Raw genomic sequence first — 15,593 nt, 5'->3', positions numbered from 1 at the left:
CGTCATCCCGATGTCACAGAAGCAGCGTCAATTCCGGCACTCCACATCCCGACTGTGAGCAGCCGAGAGACAGCACTCCATGACCACATCCACTCCGATCGACGAAGCCGCCCTGCGCGAGCGCATCAACCAGGAAATCGCCGACAATCTTGACGAGGAACTCGAGCTCGAACTCGACGATACGCGGCTGGACGATCTCGACGACGTCGCGCGGGCCGGCCTGCCTGTGCTCGATCGCAAGCTCTATTTCCGGGAATTGCTACGGCTGCAGGGCGAGCTCGTGAAGCTGCAGGACTGGGTGCAGCACGAGAAGAAGAAGGTCGTGATCCTGTTCGAAGGACGTGACTCCGCCGGCAAGGGCGGCGTGATCAAGCGCATCACCCAGCGCCTCAACCCGCGCATTTGCCGCGTCGCGGCGCTGCCGGCGCCAAGCGAGCGGGAGCGGACCCAATGGTACTTCCAGCGCTATGTCGCGCATCTTCCGGCCGGCGGCGAGATCGTGCTGTTCGACCGGAGCTGGTACAACCGCGCCGGCGTGGAGCGCGTGATGGGCTTCTGCACCGACGAGCAATACCAGGAATTCTTCAAGTCGGTGCCTGAGTTCGAGCGCATGCTGATCCGCTCCGGCACCATCCTGATCAAGTACTGGTTCTCGATCACCGACGACGAGCAGCAATTCCGCTTCACGATGCGGATCCAGGATCCGCTGAAGCAATGGAAGCTGAGCCCGATGGACGTCGAGGCGCGGTCGCGGTGGGAGCAGTACACCAAGGCCAAGGAGACGATGCTGGAGCACACCCACCTGCCCGACTCGCCCTGGTGGATCGTCGATGCCGTGGACAAGAAGCGCGCCCGGCTGAACTGCATCTCGCATCTGCTCAGCCAGATTCCGTATCAATCGGTGCAGCACATCCCGGTCGTGCTGCCGCCACGCGTCCGCAATCCTGACTATCATCGCGGTCCGGTCCCGCCGGAGATGTACGTCCCGGCGGCGTTCTAGCGAACCGTCATTGCGAGGAGCGTAAGCGACGAAGCAATCCATACCGCCGCGAGTGGAGAGATGGATTGTTTCGCGGAGCCTGTTATCGGGCGGCGCTTCGCGCCGACCCGGTGGCTCGCAATGACGGCGTCGTCCCGGCTTGACCCGGGACCCATAACCACAGGCGTTTGTATTGTGCTCCGCTGCAATCGCTTGCTCGTACCACTGCCTGTGGTTGGGTCCCTGCTTTCGCATGCTTTCGCAGGGACGACAGCGGTGTGAGGCCAGCATTCCACCTGGAATGGTGGGCACGCTGCGCTTTGCCCGCCCCTACGACTCTTCTCCCTCTCCCCGTTCTTACGGGGAGAGGGTTGGGGTGAGGGTGCCTCCGCGCAGACGGTAAGAGACCAATCCGCGGAGACAGCCCCTCACCCGGACCGCATCTGTCGATGCGATCCGGCCTCTCCCCGCAAGCGGGGCGAGGCAAGTAGACGGCTACCAGGAAAAGCGCACGACGCCCTTGCCGGCATAGGATTGGCTGATGCCGGAGAATTCGCCTTCGAAGGTGCCGGCCGCGGACCAGCCGTTCAGCCACTTCATCTCCAGCGACGCCGTGGTGAGCGCGGAATCGGCCGCCTGCGCCGCGCCGTTGACGACGAAGGCTGCGCCCGGCAGCGTTTGGAACACGGCGCTCGCGGCGCGGTCCGGATTGAAGTCATGCGCCCACGCGGCGCGGCCGCGCAGCGTCACTATTCCGTCCTCGACGGCGAACGACTTGTCCGCGCGCAGGCCGAGTTCGGTACGCGTGTCGGTGACGCTCTTGGCGCTGTAGTTCAGTGCAAAGGCGTTGGCGCCGGAGACCACGGCCTCGGCGTAGTTCGGCAGCTCGAAGATCGTCACCTGCGCCGCGGCGTAGGGCGTGAGGCCCAGCCACGGCGTGGCGTAGCGATAGCCGCCCTCGAGCCGGCCGGAATAGGTGTTGGCGTTGAACTCCGCGCGGAGATGGTCGACACCTGCGACGGTGACGAAGCGGTCCGTGGTGACATCCTGCCAGCCATAGGCGAATGCGGCGGAGAGATAGGCCGGGCCTGTGGTAGTGCGCGCGAATGCGCCGGCCTGGAACAGGTCGGAGCGGCCCCAGCCGAGGCCGTTGACGCTGAAATTGGTGCCGCCACCGGCAAGCGCAAACCCTGCGAGCAGCGACGGCGAGACGCGATAGTCGAAACCGACGGCGGTGCCATAGACGCTGCTGCTCGCGTTGTTCGAGCCGAGCACGGCGTTGCCGTCCGTGGTCTGCGAACCGCCAAAGCCTGCGGCCCACACGCGCCAGCGCGGATCGAAGCCCGGCGGCGCGGCAGGCGCTTTGCGATAGACGGCAGCATAGGCATCGCGTTCGCGCTTGCTGCGCGCCGTGCGCGTCGAGGCGTAGGCGTTGGCGCCGTCCACATCGGCAAAGGGCGTTGCGCCCGCGCCGTCACCGGAGCCGCCGTCGCGGCCGGCGATGAACGGATCGGTCAGCAATCCCAGGAACAGGTTCATCGCGTTGAAGGTCGCCTGCTGCGATCCCGTCGCCACCTCGCCGGAGGCTTGCGTCAAGCCGGCCGGCGTCAGCGACGCGAACGGCAAGGGAATGCTGCCATTGGCATTGAAGAAGTTGGTCAGCGCGTTGGCGACGTTGTGCTGATTGATGTTGAGATTGGATTTGGCGCCGAAGTCGAGGCCGAACGTCAGGTAGGCATTGGTCGCGTCATAGCTTAGCGCGGCCGTGAGTGCGCCGGGCAGACCGGACACGCTGAGGCCACTGAATGTCGTCCCGCCAAGGCCGCCATCCGCGGTCAGGATCGTATAGGGCCGCTTCGAGATCGAGCTGCCGGGCGAGAGGCTGGCGGCGACGGAGCCGCCGAGCGTTGCGGTGCCGGTCACGTGGGCGAAGGAGGATGCGGTAGAACTAAGCTGCACCAGATAGAGCGCGCCGGACTGCAGCGCGAGATTGCCGGCAACCGTGGTGGAGGCGCCTGGCACCGCATTGCCCGGCATGAACGCGCCGCCGCTTGCGATCACGGTGTTGCCGACCGTGCCGATGCCCGAGAGCACGCCGCCGGCGCTGACCGCCACGCTGCCGTTGATGACGCCATCGACCGCGAGCGTGCCGCCGAGCACGTTCCAATCCTGCGCGCCGGTGCCGGTCACGGTCCATTTCGAGCTGTCGACCTTGTTGAAGGTCGAGAAGCCATCATACTGATTGCCGGGTCCGATCAGGCTGAGGTCGAACGTGCCTGTTCCGGTGCCGCCGAGCTGGAAGGTGTCGCTGCCGTTGGCAAGCACCAGGCCGTGGATGACGCTACCCGGGCCAAGCGTCAGCACACTGGCGGAGCCGGGGGCGCAGCCGCAGAATTCGATCGCAGCGAAACCGGCGGCGGCGTTGATGGTGCCCGAGTTGAAGACAGAGCCGCCACCGTTGACCACGATGCCGACGGCGTCGCTGCCGACATTGATGGTCCCGGTGTTGATGACCTGGTTGGTGCCGGCAGGTCCGGCAGTCGAGACGTTGATGCCGGCGGCCGGCGCGCCGTTTCCGACGGTGATTGTGCCCGCGTTTGTGACGGTGACGGAATCGCCGACCGCGAAGATGCCAACCGCGCTGTCGTCGCCGACAATGCTGCCTGTGTTGGTGATCGTGCCGGACGCGCTGAGAGAGTTGGGGAACAAGACGATGCCGTAGCCCAACATGCCGACGTGGATCGCGCCGCTGTTGGTGATCGCGGGACGGTCGCCCACACCGTAGATGCCGACGGCGCCGTCCGCGCCGGTGATCGATCCGCTGTTCGTGACCCTCGCGTCATCGCCTTGCACGGCAAGGCCGATGCCTGCTTGGCGCAGCGTGATGGAGCCGGCGTTGCTGATCACGGCATTGTTGCCCTGCACGGACATGCCGGCAGCACCGTCGCCGACTGCAATGCTGGCACCTGCGGCGTTGATGAGCGTGTTGTTGTCGTTTATCGCGCTAATGGCTCCGAAGGGCGAGAGCGAAACACCCATTGTGATGGTGCCGGCATTCGTCACCGTGCTGTTGCCGGCGACGAAGATGGCGCTGCCCTCGTCACCGATCGTGATGGAGCCCGTCGCGGCGTTTATGATCGTGTTGTTCTGACCCGCGAAGATGCCGGTGCCCTGTGTTCCCGCAGAGATCGCGCCGCTGTTGGTGACGACGTTGCCGTCGCCGACCGAGATCGCGATTCCGTTCGAGATGGCGGAGATGATCCCGTTGTTGGTGACGGTGTTCGAGTTGCCGGCGCTCAGGCCAGTCCGCGAGGGATCCGGATTCAGCGTGCCGTTATTGATGACGGTGTTGGAGTCGTTGAGACCGACCGCCGCCGTGCCGTTGTCGTTGAGGATTGCTCCCGACTGCACGGTGACGGTGAGATTGTTGACGCCGGCGCCGGCCTCGAAGCCATCCGGGAGGAACCCGCTGCAGGTGACGGTCTGGCCGCTCGTCGCCGAATCGGGCAGGCATTGCGCATGCGCCGCTACGGTCGACAGACACAGGCCAGCCAGGATCGCCGCCACGCCAGCCATGTGCGCGCCGAGACCGGCAGGCAACCGAAACCACACGCCAACGCCCCCTCATTCCCCGCGCCTCACGGCGCTTCCCTGGAACTGAGGTAGCATGCGGTTTCCCGACCGGTGGCAAGAATCCGGCGGAAGGCGGCTGATCGCCGAGCTTTCGCGGCGCGACTGTGGCGCTGTCGCAACGATTGCGCGGCGATACGTCTCACTCCGCGCACGAAGTCAGGCGTTCGGCGAGGGCTCGCCGGGCACGGTCAGGAGCTGCGAGCGACGGATTCGCTCGCGGTGGGCGGTGTAGAGGCCGGACGCGACGATGAAGGCGGCGCCGATCACGGTCCAGATGCTCGGCACCTCGCCGAAGATGAAGAAGCCGAGCAGGCTGACCCACAGCAATTGCGTGTAGGAGAACGGCGCCAGCACCGAGGCATCGGCATAGCGGAAAGCCAGCACCACGATCCACTGGCCCGCGGTCGAGGCCACGCCGACCAGGATGCCGAGAAGAATGTCGTGCCAGCTCGGCGTCACCCAGGCGAACGGCACCATGACGCTCATGATCGCGAAGCCCACGATGGCGGAATAGGTCATGGTGGTGATGGCGGCATCGCGGCCGCTGATCATGCGCGTCATGATCAAGGTCGAAGCCCAGCAGAAGGCCGACAGCAGCGGGAAGAAGGCGGCGACGTGGAACGCGCTGGTGCCGGGCCGCAGGATGATGAGGACGCCGATGAGGCCGAGCGCGGTCGCGATCCAGCGCCGCAGGCCGACCTTCTCGCCCAGGAAAACGATCGACAGCGCCGTGACGTACAGTGGCGCCACGAAGCCGGTGGCGGAGGCTTCCGCGATCGGGAGGAAGGCCAAGCCGGAGATGAAGAACAGCGACGAGCCGAGCAGCGTCGCGCCGCGGAGGAACTGCAAGCCGACCCGGCCGGTTCGCAGCGCAAAGAGCGGCGAGCCCGGCAGCATCGCAGGCGACATGATCAGCGCGAACACCAAGAAGCGCATCCAGGTGATCTCGATCGATGGCAGCGTCGCCGACAGATATTTCGAGGTGACGTCGGACGTGCCGAGAAAAATCGTCGACAGCAGGATCAGCGCGATGCCCTTGAATGGCCGATCGGCGCGCGCGGGGGCTTTGCGGGAGACGGATTTCTTCGCAGGCGAAGATTTCTTTGCAGGCAATGGCAAAGATGCGCTGTCCAGCCTGGCGGCTGCGGCGGGGGGCGGTGTCACGGCAATCTCGGAGGCACAAATAAGCGAATCTGCGAGCCTCTAAAAAACGCCAAATGGCGGCGCGCGACAAGGTCTGAAAACAGGACTCCGATATGCGCGAATGTGCGCGGCCGCACGCCACGAAGGTTGCAACACTTTGTTAAGAATCGTGTTCGCTATCGCTAGAGCATCGGCAAACTTCGCGGCTTGGGACCGCGCGGAAAAGCCTTGTCTAAAGCTTCGATCTCGCTGGCGCTGAGCACGAGATCGCCGGCCGCCGCATTCTCAGCGGCGTGCTCCGTGCTCGACGCTTTGGGGATTGAGAACACGGAAGCCGCGCGGGTGAGGAAAGCCAGCGCAACCTGTCGCGGCGTGGCGTTGTGCGCCTCGGCGATCTTCTGCAGCACCTCGCCGCCCTTGCTCCGCGGCGAGGGAAAATCATTGTGGCCGAACGGCGAGTAGGCGACCACGGCAACGCCGTGCTTCTCGCACCAGGGGATCACGGCGTGCTCGATCGCGCGCTCCTGCAAATGATAGAGCACCTGGTTGCAGGCGATCCTGCCCTTACCCGAAACTTCCAGGATCTCGCCGAGATCATCGGCGTCGAAATTGCTGACGCCCCAGGACCGTATTTTCCCGGAGGCGACCAGTTCCTCGAACGCCGCGACGGTGTCCTCCAGCGGATAGGATCCGCGCCAGTGCAACAGATAGCAGTCGAGGTGGTCGGTCTTCAGTCGCTTCAGGGAGCGCTCGCAGGCAGTGATGGTGCCGCGGCGCGAGGCGTTGCTGGGCAGGACTTTCGAGACCAGGAACAACTCGTCGCGCCGGCCTTGAATCGCATCCGCGATCACGAGCTCGGCGTCGCCATACATCTCCGCAGTGTCGATATGGGTCATGCCGAGCTCGATGCCACGGCGCAGCGCCGCCACCGCCGCCTTGCGGTCGCCGCGGTCGAGATACCAGGTGCCCTGCCCGATCACGGAGACATTGGGGCCATGGTGGCCGAATTTTTTGGTGCGCATGATCGCCTCGCTCATCGGGGACGACCAACCCTAGACGATTGGTGGGGCGATGTCGCGGCAATACGCCCTGTCGTTCCTGCGAAAGCAGGGACCCATAACCACAGGAAGATGTTGTGGCGCGAGCAAGCAGTTACAGCCACGCATCTCATCAAGTCCTGTGGTCATGGGTCCCGGGTCAAGCCCGGGACGACAGCGGAGTTTGTGGCGCGCGCATGCATGTCGCCGTCAGACGTTGAGGTTCATCCAGACCGCCTTTGGCTCGGTGAAATTGTCGATCGCGGCGATGCCGTGCTCGCGGCCGAGGCCTGAATCGCGCTCGCCGCCCCAGGGCAACCGCACATCGGTGTAGCCATAGGTGTTGATCCACACCGTGCCGGCCCGCGCGCGCTTGGCAAAGCGCTGCACGCGGCCGATGTCGCTGCTCCAGACACCGGCGGCGAGGCTGTAGGCCGTGCCGTTGGCGATCCGAAGCGCATCGGCCTCGTCCTTGAACTTGATCACGCTGACGACGGGCCCAAAGATCTCCTCCTGCGAGATCCGCATCTCGTGCTTCACATTGGCGAACACAGCCGGGCTGATGAAATAGCCGCGATCGCCGACGCGCTCGCCACCGGTCACGAGCAACGCGCCTTCCTGCTTGCCGATGTCGACGTAATCGAGAATGGTCTTCATCTGCTTGTCGGAAATCACCGGTCCGAGCGCCGTGGCGCGGTCCTGGGGATCGCCGATGCGGAGCGCGCTTGCGCGTGCGGCCAAGCGTTCGACCACCTCGTCATAGACGCTCTCCTGTACAAGGACACGCGAGCCGGCCGAGCAGACCTGCCCGGCGTTGAAGAAGATGCCGGCGGCCGCAGCCTTCGCCGCGGCATCGAGGTTCGCGTCCTCGAAGATGACGTTGGCCGACTTGCCACCGAGCTCCAGCGACACGCGTTTGAAATTGCCGGCTGCGCCGCGCATGATACCGCGACCCACACCGGGCGAGCCGGTGAACGTGACCTTGTCGACATCGGGGTGATTGACCAGCGCCTCGCCGGCAATGCGGCCGGGGCCGGTGACGATGTTGAGCACGCCGCGCGGCAGGCCGGCTTCAAGGGCGAGCTCGCCGATCCGGAGCGCCGACAGCGAGGTCAGCTCGGCCGGCTTCATGACGATGGTGCAGCCGCAAGCCAGTGCCGGCGCGAGCTTCCACATGCCGATCATCAGCGGAAAATTCCAGGGCACGATCGCGGCGACCACGCCGACCGGCTCGCGGACCGTGTAGGTGAGCGCATCGTCGCGCGTGCTCACCACATCGCCGCCGATCTTGTCGGCCCAGCCGGCGTAATAGGTCAGCGTGTCGATTGCCGCCGGAAAGTCCTGCCGCAGCACCGCCGCGATCGGCTTGCCGGCATCGAGGCTCTCGAGCTCGACGATCTCGTCGGCATGCTGCTTCAAGAGCTCTGCCCATTTCAGAAGGATGTGCCCACGTTCGGCGGCGCGCATGGTGCGCCATGGTCCCTCAAAAGCGCGGCGCGCGGCAGCGACAGCGCGATCGACGTCCGCCGCTCCGCCTTCCGCGATCGTCGCGATCACGTCCTCGGTCGCGGGGTTGAGGGACTTGAATGTGCGTCCGGAGATGGCCGGGACGCGGGCGCCGTCGATCAGCAGCAACTCTTCCGGGGCGGCGGAACGGCCGAGGGCCTCCTGCGCATAGTCATATGCAATTGACATCATATTTCCTCCTGGTTGGTATACCAAACCTAGGAGCATAGGCCCCACAGTAAATATGATATGTTCTGCCTATGGCTCGCGAAAATATGAAGTTCATTTCATAATGAGAAGCTTCGACGATGCTGCACATCGAGATTGAAACCATCTGGCGATTTCACCGCGAAGGCAGCCCGCAGACGGCTGTGGTGATCCTCGGCATCCTCAACGAGATCCGCAAAACCGGGAAAATCTCCAGCGCGGCCACTGACGCGCACCTGTCCTATCGCCACGTCTGGAACCTGATCGACCAATGGTCGGAGTTCTTCGGCGTGCCGCTGGTGGAGACCCAGCGCGGCAAGGGCTCGAAGCTGACGCCGTTCGGCGAGAAGCTGGTCTGGGCCGGCGAGCGCATGCAGGCTCGCCTTGGCCCGCAACTCGAAAACCTCGCGCAGGAGCTGGTCACGGAGATCAAGCCGTTCCTGCACCAGCGTCCCTCGGTGATCCGCGTTCATGCGAGCCACGGTTTTGCGGTGTCAAAGCTGCGTGAATTCCTCGACCGCGAGCCCGGCATGGGCGTCGACCTCCGCTATGTCAGCAACCAAAACTCGCTGGTGTCGCTGGCGCAGGGCGCCTGCGACCTCTCCGGCGTGCACCTGCCACGCGGCGAATTGCGCGCGCAGGGCATCAAGGCGTGCCGCGACTGGCTCGATCCGCGCGAGGACCGCGTGATCAGTTTCGTCACGCGCGAAATGGGCCTGATGGTCAAGCGCGGCAATCCGCTCAAGATCAGCTCACTGAAGGATCTGGTCGATCGCAAGGCGCGCTTCGTCAACCGCGATCACGATTCGGGCACAAGGCAGCTTTTCGACCAGCTGCTGGCACTGCACCGGATTGCCGAGAGCAGGATCAATGGCGCACAGCAGATGGAATTCACCCATGCCGCCGTTGCCGCCTATGTCGCCAGCGGCATGGCGGATGCGAGCTTCGGCGTCGAAGCGGCCGCCCGCCAATTCGGGCTCGATTTCATCCGGCTACTGACGGAAGATTATTTCTTCGTCTGCAAGAAGGCGTTCCTCGAGTCAGAGCCGATGCGGCGCCTGCTCGAGATCATGAAGAGCGGCGCTTTCCACAAGGCCATCGACGCCCTTCCCGGCTACGTTGCCTCCGAAACCGGCAAGGTCAGTGGCGTGAAGGATTTCCTGGAACGCATGCACTCTGATCGCTGAGGCCGCGCCGGCCGTTCGCTGGCCGAAATTGCACTGCTCGAGCACCGGCTGCAGCAGGACCTGCCGACGCTCGGGATCTACCTCGGTGCCCAGCTCATGGCACGCGCGCTCGGCAGCCGCGTATTCGCCGGCCATGCCAAGGAGATCGGCTGGGGAACCATCGACCTCACGGGCGAAGGCGCCTCGTCCTGCCTGCGCCGCCTCGGGAAAGGGCCGACCGTGCTGCACTGGCACGGCGACACTTTCGATCTTCCGCAGCAAGCTGTGAGGCTCGCTTCAAACGCCAATTACGAGAACCAGGCCTCCGCCTATCGGCAGAACGCGCTTGCGCTCCAGCTCCATCTCGAGGCCGACCGGCGTCAGCTGGAAGAGTGGTATGTCGGCCACGCGGCCGAATTGTCGGCGTTAAAAACGGGGTGGCGGTTTGAGGCGGTCCATGATTCAAGCTTCTGATGTGGACAGCATGAATCGGACCCAGACGGCCGCCGGTGTTGGGGGCACCTCAAGCGTCCGTTGTTGGACTCGGCGACACCTTGGAACAACACCTTGGAGATTGGACACATGGCGCTCAAGCGGATGGACAACGTAGGAATCGTCGTCGAAGACCTCGGAGGGACGATTGATTTCTTTCGCGAACTCGGCCTCGAGCTCGAAGGGCGTGCCACGATCGAAGGAGAATGGGCCGGACGTGTCACCGGACTGGGCGATCAGCGTGTCGAGATTGCCATGATGCGCACACCGGACGGCCACAGCCGGCTCGAGCTCTCCTGCTTCCTCACGCCGCCTGTCGTCGCAGATCACCGGAACGCCCCGGTCAATGCCCTAGGCTACCTCCGCGTGATGTTCGCCGTGGACGACATCGACGAGACGCTTGAAAGGCTCCGCACGCGCGGCGCGCAGCTCGTAGGCGACGTAGTCCAGTATAAAGACGCGTATCGGCTCTGCTACATCCGTGGGCCTGAAGGGCTTCTGATCGGACTCGCCCAAGAACTCGGCTGAGCGCAATACGAAGACAAACGGCGAAGAGTGACCAATTTCGGCGAGCGCGCCCGAGGCCGCCCCGCCTGTTCGAGGTCCATCCCTCCAACCGACGGCCTCTGCCGTCGTTACACCGCGGCCCCGATACTCGCTGACTGCTTGCTGCCAATATGATAGGCTGATGCTCCTAATCGAGGAGAATGGATGCCATGGTACGTGGCCCCTGTTGCGGGGGCGGGATGAAATAGGCGGCTAGGCCGCACGATGGGAGGAAACTATGACCATCGAAAGCATTCTGAGGCGGAAGGGCACCGAGGTTACGACAATAGCTCCGGACGCCAGCATCAAGAGGGCGGCAGACTGGCTCCGCGCAAAGAATATTGGCGCTCTCGTGGTGACATGTGAGGACTCTGTTCTCGGCCTGATTTCCGAACGTGAAATCGTTCATGCATTTTCTCGCTATGGCCAGACAGCCGGGTCGATGCTGGTCAAAGAAATCATGCAATGCGGTGTGACCACCGTGTCTCCAGACGAGAGTGTCAATCGCGTGATGAAACTGATGACGCACCATCGCGTGCGCCACATGCCGGTACTGCGCGCTGGCAAGCTGGCCGGCATCATCAGCATCGGCGATGTCGTCAAAGATCGACTCGAGGATCTGGAGCTTGAGACGAAAATTCTGCGTGACGTCTACCACGCAGCGCGTTGACGGCCCGGGCGGCGGCTCATAGGTGCGCTGTCAATCGTCCGGCGCGCTTTCATATGGGCATCGCCGGGCTCGCGCCAGGCCAATGGAGCCGGCACCTGGCACAGCTCGGAACGAAGGCTCGCTTCCGCCCGTGACTCATTGGACACGTTCGCGGTTCACATAAAAAGGGTCGAAGTTGAGCGATCTTGGGATCGCGTGTACTGATTGGTAAAAGTCGAGGGTGCAATGGCGAGGCTTATCGCGCTGGCGGGCTTGCCTGGGGTCGGCAAGTCAAGCATTGCGCAGTATCTGGCGCGGCGCTGCGGAGCCATTTGGCTACGAATCGACTCAATGGATCAGGCGATCTGGGCATCGGGTACAGCGCCGAGCGATCTCTTTGACTGGAGCTACCGAGCAGCCCAAGCAATCGCCGCCGACAATTTAGCTCTCGGCTTGGACGTAATCGCGGACTGTGTAAACGACTGTCAGGAGGCACGGGACGGTTGGGAGACGGCAGCGCAACGTACCGGAGCCGAAGTTAAATGGCTCGAAGTCGTGTGTAGCGATTCCTTCGAGCACCGTCGGAGAATTGAAACAAGATCAAGCGACATTGTGGGACTGGCGTTGCCCGACTGGGATGCGGTCACCATCCGCTCCTACGACAAGTGGAATCGGGATCGTCTTGTTATCGACACAGCACATCGCAATTTGGAGGTGTGCGTGGAAGAGGCTCTCGAACTCCTACGTGGATGACAACCGCTATTCGCCCCGAAGCGGAAAAGCTCAAAGCTCGATGAGGCCGATGGCCGGACGCAGCTGACAGCACAGGAACAGCGATTTCAAGCAGACGCCGAGAGCCTAAAGCTTGCCTAGGTGATATTCCCCCGCGTCGACAAAGCTGCGGAAAGCATCGCATCCAATAAAAACGTTGTGGCTGTGAACGGGCTCACAATGCAACCAGCGCGATCATGTTTTGATCTAAGCGCATCAACCATCGACAGAATGGGATGCGACGGTCGCCGGAGGGCTTCCCCAGGAAAGGGGTAAGACATGAACAGCAAACCTCCCACTCCGAAGCGGGGTGCTTTCCCTACGCCGAAAGAGGTGCGCGACAAAGCACCAAAGTACAACCCTGACGCATCCGACACAGCCGACGATCAGGAAGGCAAGGAGACAGACTCTTCGCCGGACCAGCAGCGGCACGAGGATGCTCAGCGTGGACCGAAGGACGAAGCAATGGAGCCTAAGCGGAAATAATCGAAGTTCATTTCAGCAAACGGAGACTACCATGGCAATTCAGCTTGGAGGAAGCGGACAAGGCAGATATCCCAAACGCGGAGCGACTCCCACGCCGAGGAGCGTTTTGGCAGCCGCCACTCCACATAGTGTCGTTGGCCTTGCAGCGGCACCTCCCCATTTCATCACGATCCCTCACAGGCTGTCCTCTTGGGGCAATTTCGATCACGGCGATTGCGTCACTGCCGAAGAAGCGTTCGCGAAGGCGTGTCACAATCCGGAAATCTTCATTTCGGACAACGAAGTGATACGATGGGCGACGAAACATGGGGTGCTGGAGGGGGCCTATCTGCATCAGGTGATGCTTTGGATGCAGACAAACGGCTTCCATCAGAACCGGCACATCTATGATGACGGCCAGATCTATTCGGTCGACTGGACGAATCCCTCCACGTTAAACAGCGCAATTGCGACAGGTCCGGTCAAGATTGGCGTTGCCGCAACCCAAATCCAGACCGCATGGAACTCAACGAACGGCAAGACCGGATGGTTTGCCCTTGGATTCAACAAGGACACCAACGAGGACCATTGCGTCAGCCTTTGCGGATACGGCTCGCTCAACTGGCTCGCACAACAGCTTCAGGTCACCGTGCCGGCCGGTGTCGACGGTACAAAGCTCGGCTATGCGATGTTCACATGGGACTCGATCGGTATCATCGATCAGCCTTCCATGATCGCCGTTACCGAAGAGGCATGGCTCAGAACCCCGACGACGATCGTCAAGCCCGCAAAGACGCCCGCGCAGGAAAGCGTCACGGCGTAGCTTCGGTGGACTGACCGCACCGGCGCGGAGGCTGCCTTGACTGGCGGAGCTCAGGAGCTGAGCAGACTTACCCATGCCTTCGACAATAAAAGGGCGCCGGTTGTCGCCGACGCCCTTGACGTTGAGCATATTCCAAACAACTCGTCTGTAGCGCTGACACAGTAGACGATCAAGAACAGGATTCCGCCTAGCGCAGCGCACGTTACCGAAACCGCATGGGCCGCGGTAGCGGGGGCGTGATGCGCGCGGCTATGGGAACGGCGATCCGCAAACTTAATCTGCCGAAGTTGCATAGTGCGAGACGCCCTCTCCTGCTGAAATAAATCGTTCGGTACGGCGAAGGGAGGAAACCAATGAAAGTTGGACGCGCATTATGGTGTGGCCTGCTTGCGGGTGTTGCCACAGTGGCCGCGATGAACATGCCGGCATCAGCCCAACAGCAGAAGCGACCCAATATCGTCATGCTGATGACGGATGACACGGGCTGGAACGATTTCGGCGCCTATTCAGGAGGTGGCGCCGCGCTCGGCCATCCGACCCCAAATATCGACCGGATCGCCAAGGAGGGCGCAACGTTCACAAGCTGGTACGGTCAAGCAAGCTGCACGGCCGGCCGCGCCTCGTTCATGACCGGACGTATTCCGATCCGTTCGGCCCTTTCCATCGTGGTCGCCCCGGGTGACGAGAATGCGCTCAAGAAGGAAACGCCGACCATAGCCGAGTTTTTCCAGAAGAACGGCTATTCCACGTACTTTTCCGGCAAGTGGCATTTGGGCGACAAGCCCGAGTCCTATCCGATCGAGCACGGTTTCGACGAGATGAAGGCGTTCGCCGCGTATTATCCGGGCGTCTACACCTACGCCGACACGTCCAAGTGGTTTCATCCGTGGTTTCCCTCATACAACCCAGAGGTCGCGAAAGCATATTTTCAAGTCGTGAACATGTACGAATGGGAGGGAGTTGCGGGACAACCGGCGAAGAGAGGCGAGTACATTACCTACGATTACCTGGCCAACTTTGATGTCCGGCAGGCCGACTACGCAATCGATTACATCAAGAAACACGCCAAGGACACCAAGCCGTTCTTCATGGACGTCAACTTCATGAAGATGCACAACCCGACCAATGCCGCGGCAAAGTTCGCCGGGAAGTCCCGGTTGGGCGATTACTCAGATTCGGTGATGGAACTCGATGACGACATCGGGCGGATCATGGACACGATCCGCGCGGAAGCGCCGAACACGATCGTCATCGTGACGGCCGATAACGGTGCGTGGCAGGATGCCTATCCCGACGCGGGCACGACGCCGTTCCGCGGCGAGAAGGGCTCAGCATTTGAAGGTGGTTGGCGCGTACCCGGATTGATGTGGTGGCCCGCACATATCCCCACGGGTGCGCAGTACCATGAAATGATGTCGCATATCGACTGCTGGGCAACGCTCGCCAAGATGGTCGGCCTGACACCACCGCCGCACGGCGCATGGACCGACGACAATGGCAGGCCCATTTACTTTGATAGCATCGACAACAGTGAGTACATCCTCGGTCGCGCGAATCACTCAGCCCGAAGGTCGTGGATTTACATCGACGGCGAGAGCTTCATGGGAGCACGCGCGGATGTCGGCGGTGATCCAACCAACCCGGACCTCAGCATTGCGTGGAAGTACCTGTGGACGGCCAAGGACACTTGGCTCGGTCCAGAGCAGAACCTGGGCGCGATCGGCTCGGTCTACAATCTGACTATGGACCCGTTCGAGAAGTATGACATGGTGTTCAACGGCGCGATGTCGGCACGGATGCCGACACAGTCGCCGGGCAAATACGCCGGACAGGACAACGGCTGGGTCCTGGCACTCATCTTCCCAGTCGTGATGGAGTTCAACAAGTCGATCGTTGACTATCCGAACATCAAGCGTAAGCCCGGCGGAGCCTCGAACGATTGGAGACCCGATCTGCAACGTCCGGAAAACCCGGTCCCGATGCTGGACATGAAAAACCTGCCGAATATCAAGGGCGGCGGCGGCTAATTGCTGCTGACGAAAATAACTGGCGCCGCTAAGTCAACAGCGAGTGCTGCATCTATCAAATGGTGATTGGCGAGTCGTTTTCACTGAGCGGCTCGCCACAGCGCGGTTATAAAGCATTTCGACGCCCGCTCCTGGCCCTTCTGCGACCT

At 62.5% G+C, this 15,593-nt stretch carries 12 protein-coding genes; 8 read left to right on the top strand and 4 right to left on the bottom strand.

Features of this window, described 5'->3' with window-relative positions:
- Window positions 1-79: 79 nt before the first annotated feature.
- The gene (gene ppk2, locus AC5ZGW_RS03690) at window positions 80-1,000 is read left to right on the top strand and encodes a polyphosphate kinase 2 (protein ID WP_130228856.1); all 921 of its coding nucleotides are present in this window, start codon (window positions 80-82) and stop codon (window positions 998-1,000) included.
- 474 nt (window positions 1,001-1,474) lie between these two features.
- Here the strand turns inward: ppk2 and AC5ZGW_RS03685 are convergent, their stop codons facing one another.
- The 4 genes from AC5ZGW_RS03685 to AC5ZGW_RS03670 form a co-directional block, all read right to left on the bottom strand.
- Window positions 1,475-4,555: an autotransporter outer membrane beta-barrel domain-containing protein gene (locus tag AC5ZGW_RS03685; RefSeq protein ID WP_130228869.1), complete on the bottom strand. Its 3,081-nt coding sequence runs from the start codon at window positions 4,553-4,555 to the stop codon at window positions 1,475-1,477.
- A gap of 213 nt (window positions 4,556-4,768) precedes the next feature.
- The gene (locus tag AC5ZGW_RS03680; protein ID WP_496113863.1) at window positions 4,769-5,725 is read right to left on the bottom strand and encodes a DMT family transporter; all 957 of its coding nucleotides are present in this window, start codon (window positions 5,723-5,725) and stop codon (window positions 4,769-4,771) included.
- A 212-nt stretch (window positions 5,726-5,937) separates the two neighbouring features.
- On the bottom strand, window positions 5,938-6,777 hold the full coding sequence (locus AC5ZGW_RS03675; protein WP_130228858.1) for an aldo/keto reductase: 840 nt from the start codon (window positions 6,775-6,777) through the stop codon (window positions 5,938-5,940).
- Window positions 6,778-7,002: 225 nt separating this feature from the next.
- Entirely contained in the window at window positions 7,003-8,487 is a 1,485-nt protein-coding gene (locus AC5ZGW_RS03670; protein WP_165435466.1) for an aldehyde dehydrogenase family protein, read from the bottom strand.
- 119 nt (window positions 8,488-8,606) lie between these two features.
- On the opposite strand from AC5ZGW_RS03670, the gene AC5ZGW_RS03665 reads away from it, so the two are divergent.
- From AC5ZGW_RS03665 to AC5ZGW_RS03635, 7 genes are all read left to right on the top strand, one after another.
- Window positions 8,607-9,692 (top strand): substrate-binding domain-containing protein, encoded by a 1,086-nt coding sequence (locus AC5ZGW_RS03665; protein WP_130228860.1) that lies wholly within the window; start codon window positions 8,607-8,609, stop codon window positions 9,690-9,692.
- An 18-nt stretch (window positions 9,693-9,710) separates the two neighbouring features.
- The gene (locus tag AC5ZGW_RS03660; RefSeq protein ID WP_130228861.1) at window positions 9,711-10,145 is read left to right on the top strand and encodes a glutamine amidotransferase-related protein; all 435 of its coding nucleotides are present in this window, start codon (window positions 9,711-9,713) and stop codon (window positions 10,143-10,145) included.
- A 108-nt stretch (window positions 10,146-10,253) separates the two neighbouring features.
- Window positions 10,254-10,691: a VOC family protein gene (locus tag AC5ZGW_RS03655; RefSeq protein WP_130228862.1), complete on the top strand. Its 438-nt coding sequence runs from the start codon at window positions 10,254-10,256 to the stop codon at window positions 10,689-10,691.
- 256 nt (window positions 10,692-10,947) lie between these two features.
- Window positions 10,948-11,379, top strand: a complete 432-nt coding sequence (locus tag AC5ZGW_RS03650; protein WP_130228863.1) for a CBS domain-containing protein — start codon at window positions 10,948-10,950, stop codon at window positions 11,377-11,379.
- Window positions 11,380-11,604: 225 nt separating this feature from the next.
- Window positions 11,605-12,111, top strand: a complete 507-nt coding sequence (locus tag AC5ZGW_RS03645; RefSeq protein ID WP_130228864.1) for a P-loop nucleotide/nucleoside kinase family protein — start codon at window positions 11,605-11,607, stop codon at window positions 12,109-12,111.
- A gap of 463 nt (window positions 12,112-12,574) precedes the next feature.
- Window positions 12,575-13,417 carry a hypothetical protein gene (locus AC5ZGW_RS03640; RefSeq protein ID WP_130228865.1) on the top strand — a complete coding sequence of 281 codons (843 nt, stop codon included), beginning with the start codon at window positions 12,575-12,577 and terminating at the stop codon, window positions 13,415-13,417.
- A gap of 413 nt (window positions 13,418-13,830) precedes the next feature.
- Complete coding sequence (locus AC5ZGW_RS03635; RefSeq protein WP_245474980.1) at window positions 13,831-15,444, top strand: arylsulfatase; 1,614 nt, start codon at window positions 13,831-13,833, stop codon at window positions 15,442-15,444.
- The last annotated feature ends 149 nt before the right edge of the window (window positions 15,445-15,593 follow it).

The sequence above is a fragment of the Bradyrhizobium sp. Crot121 genome, assembly GCF_059512385.1.
Note: the sequence above shows the minus strand (reverse complement) of the source record. Positions and strands in the feature narration are given on the sequence as shown.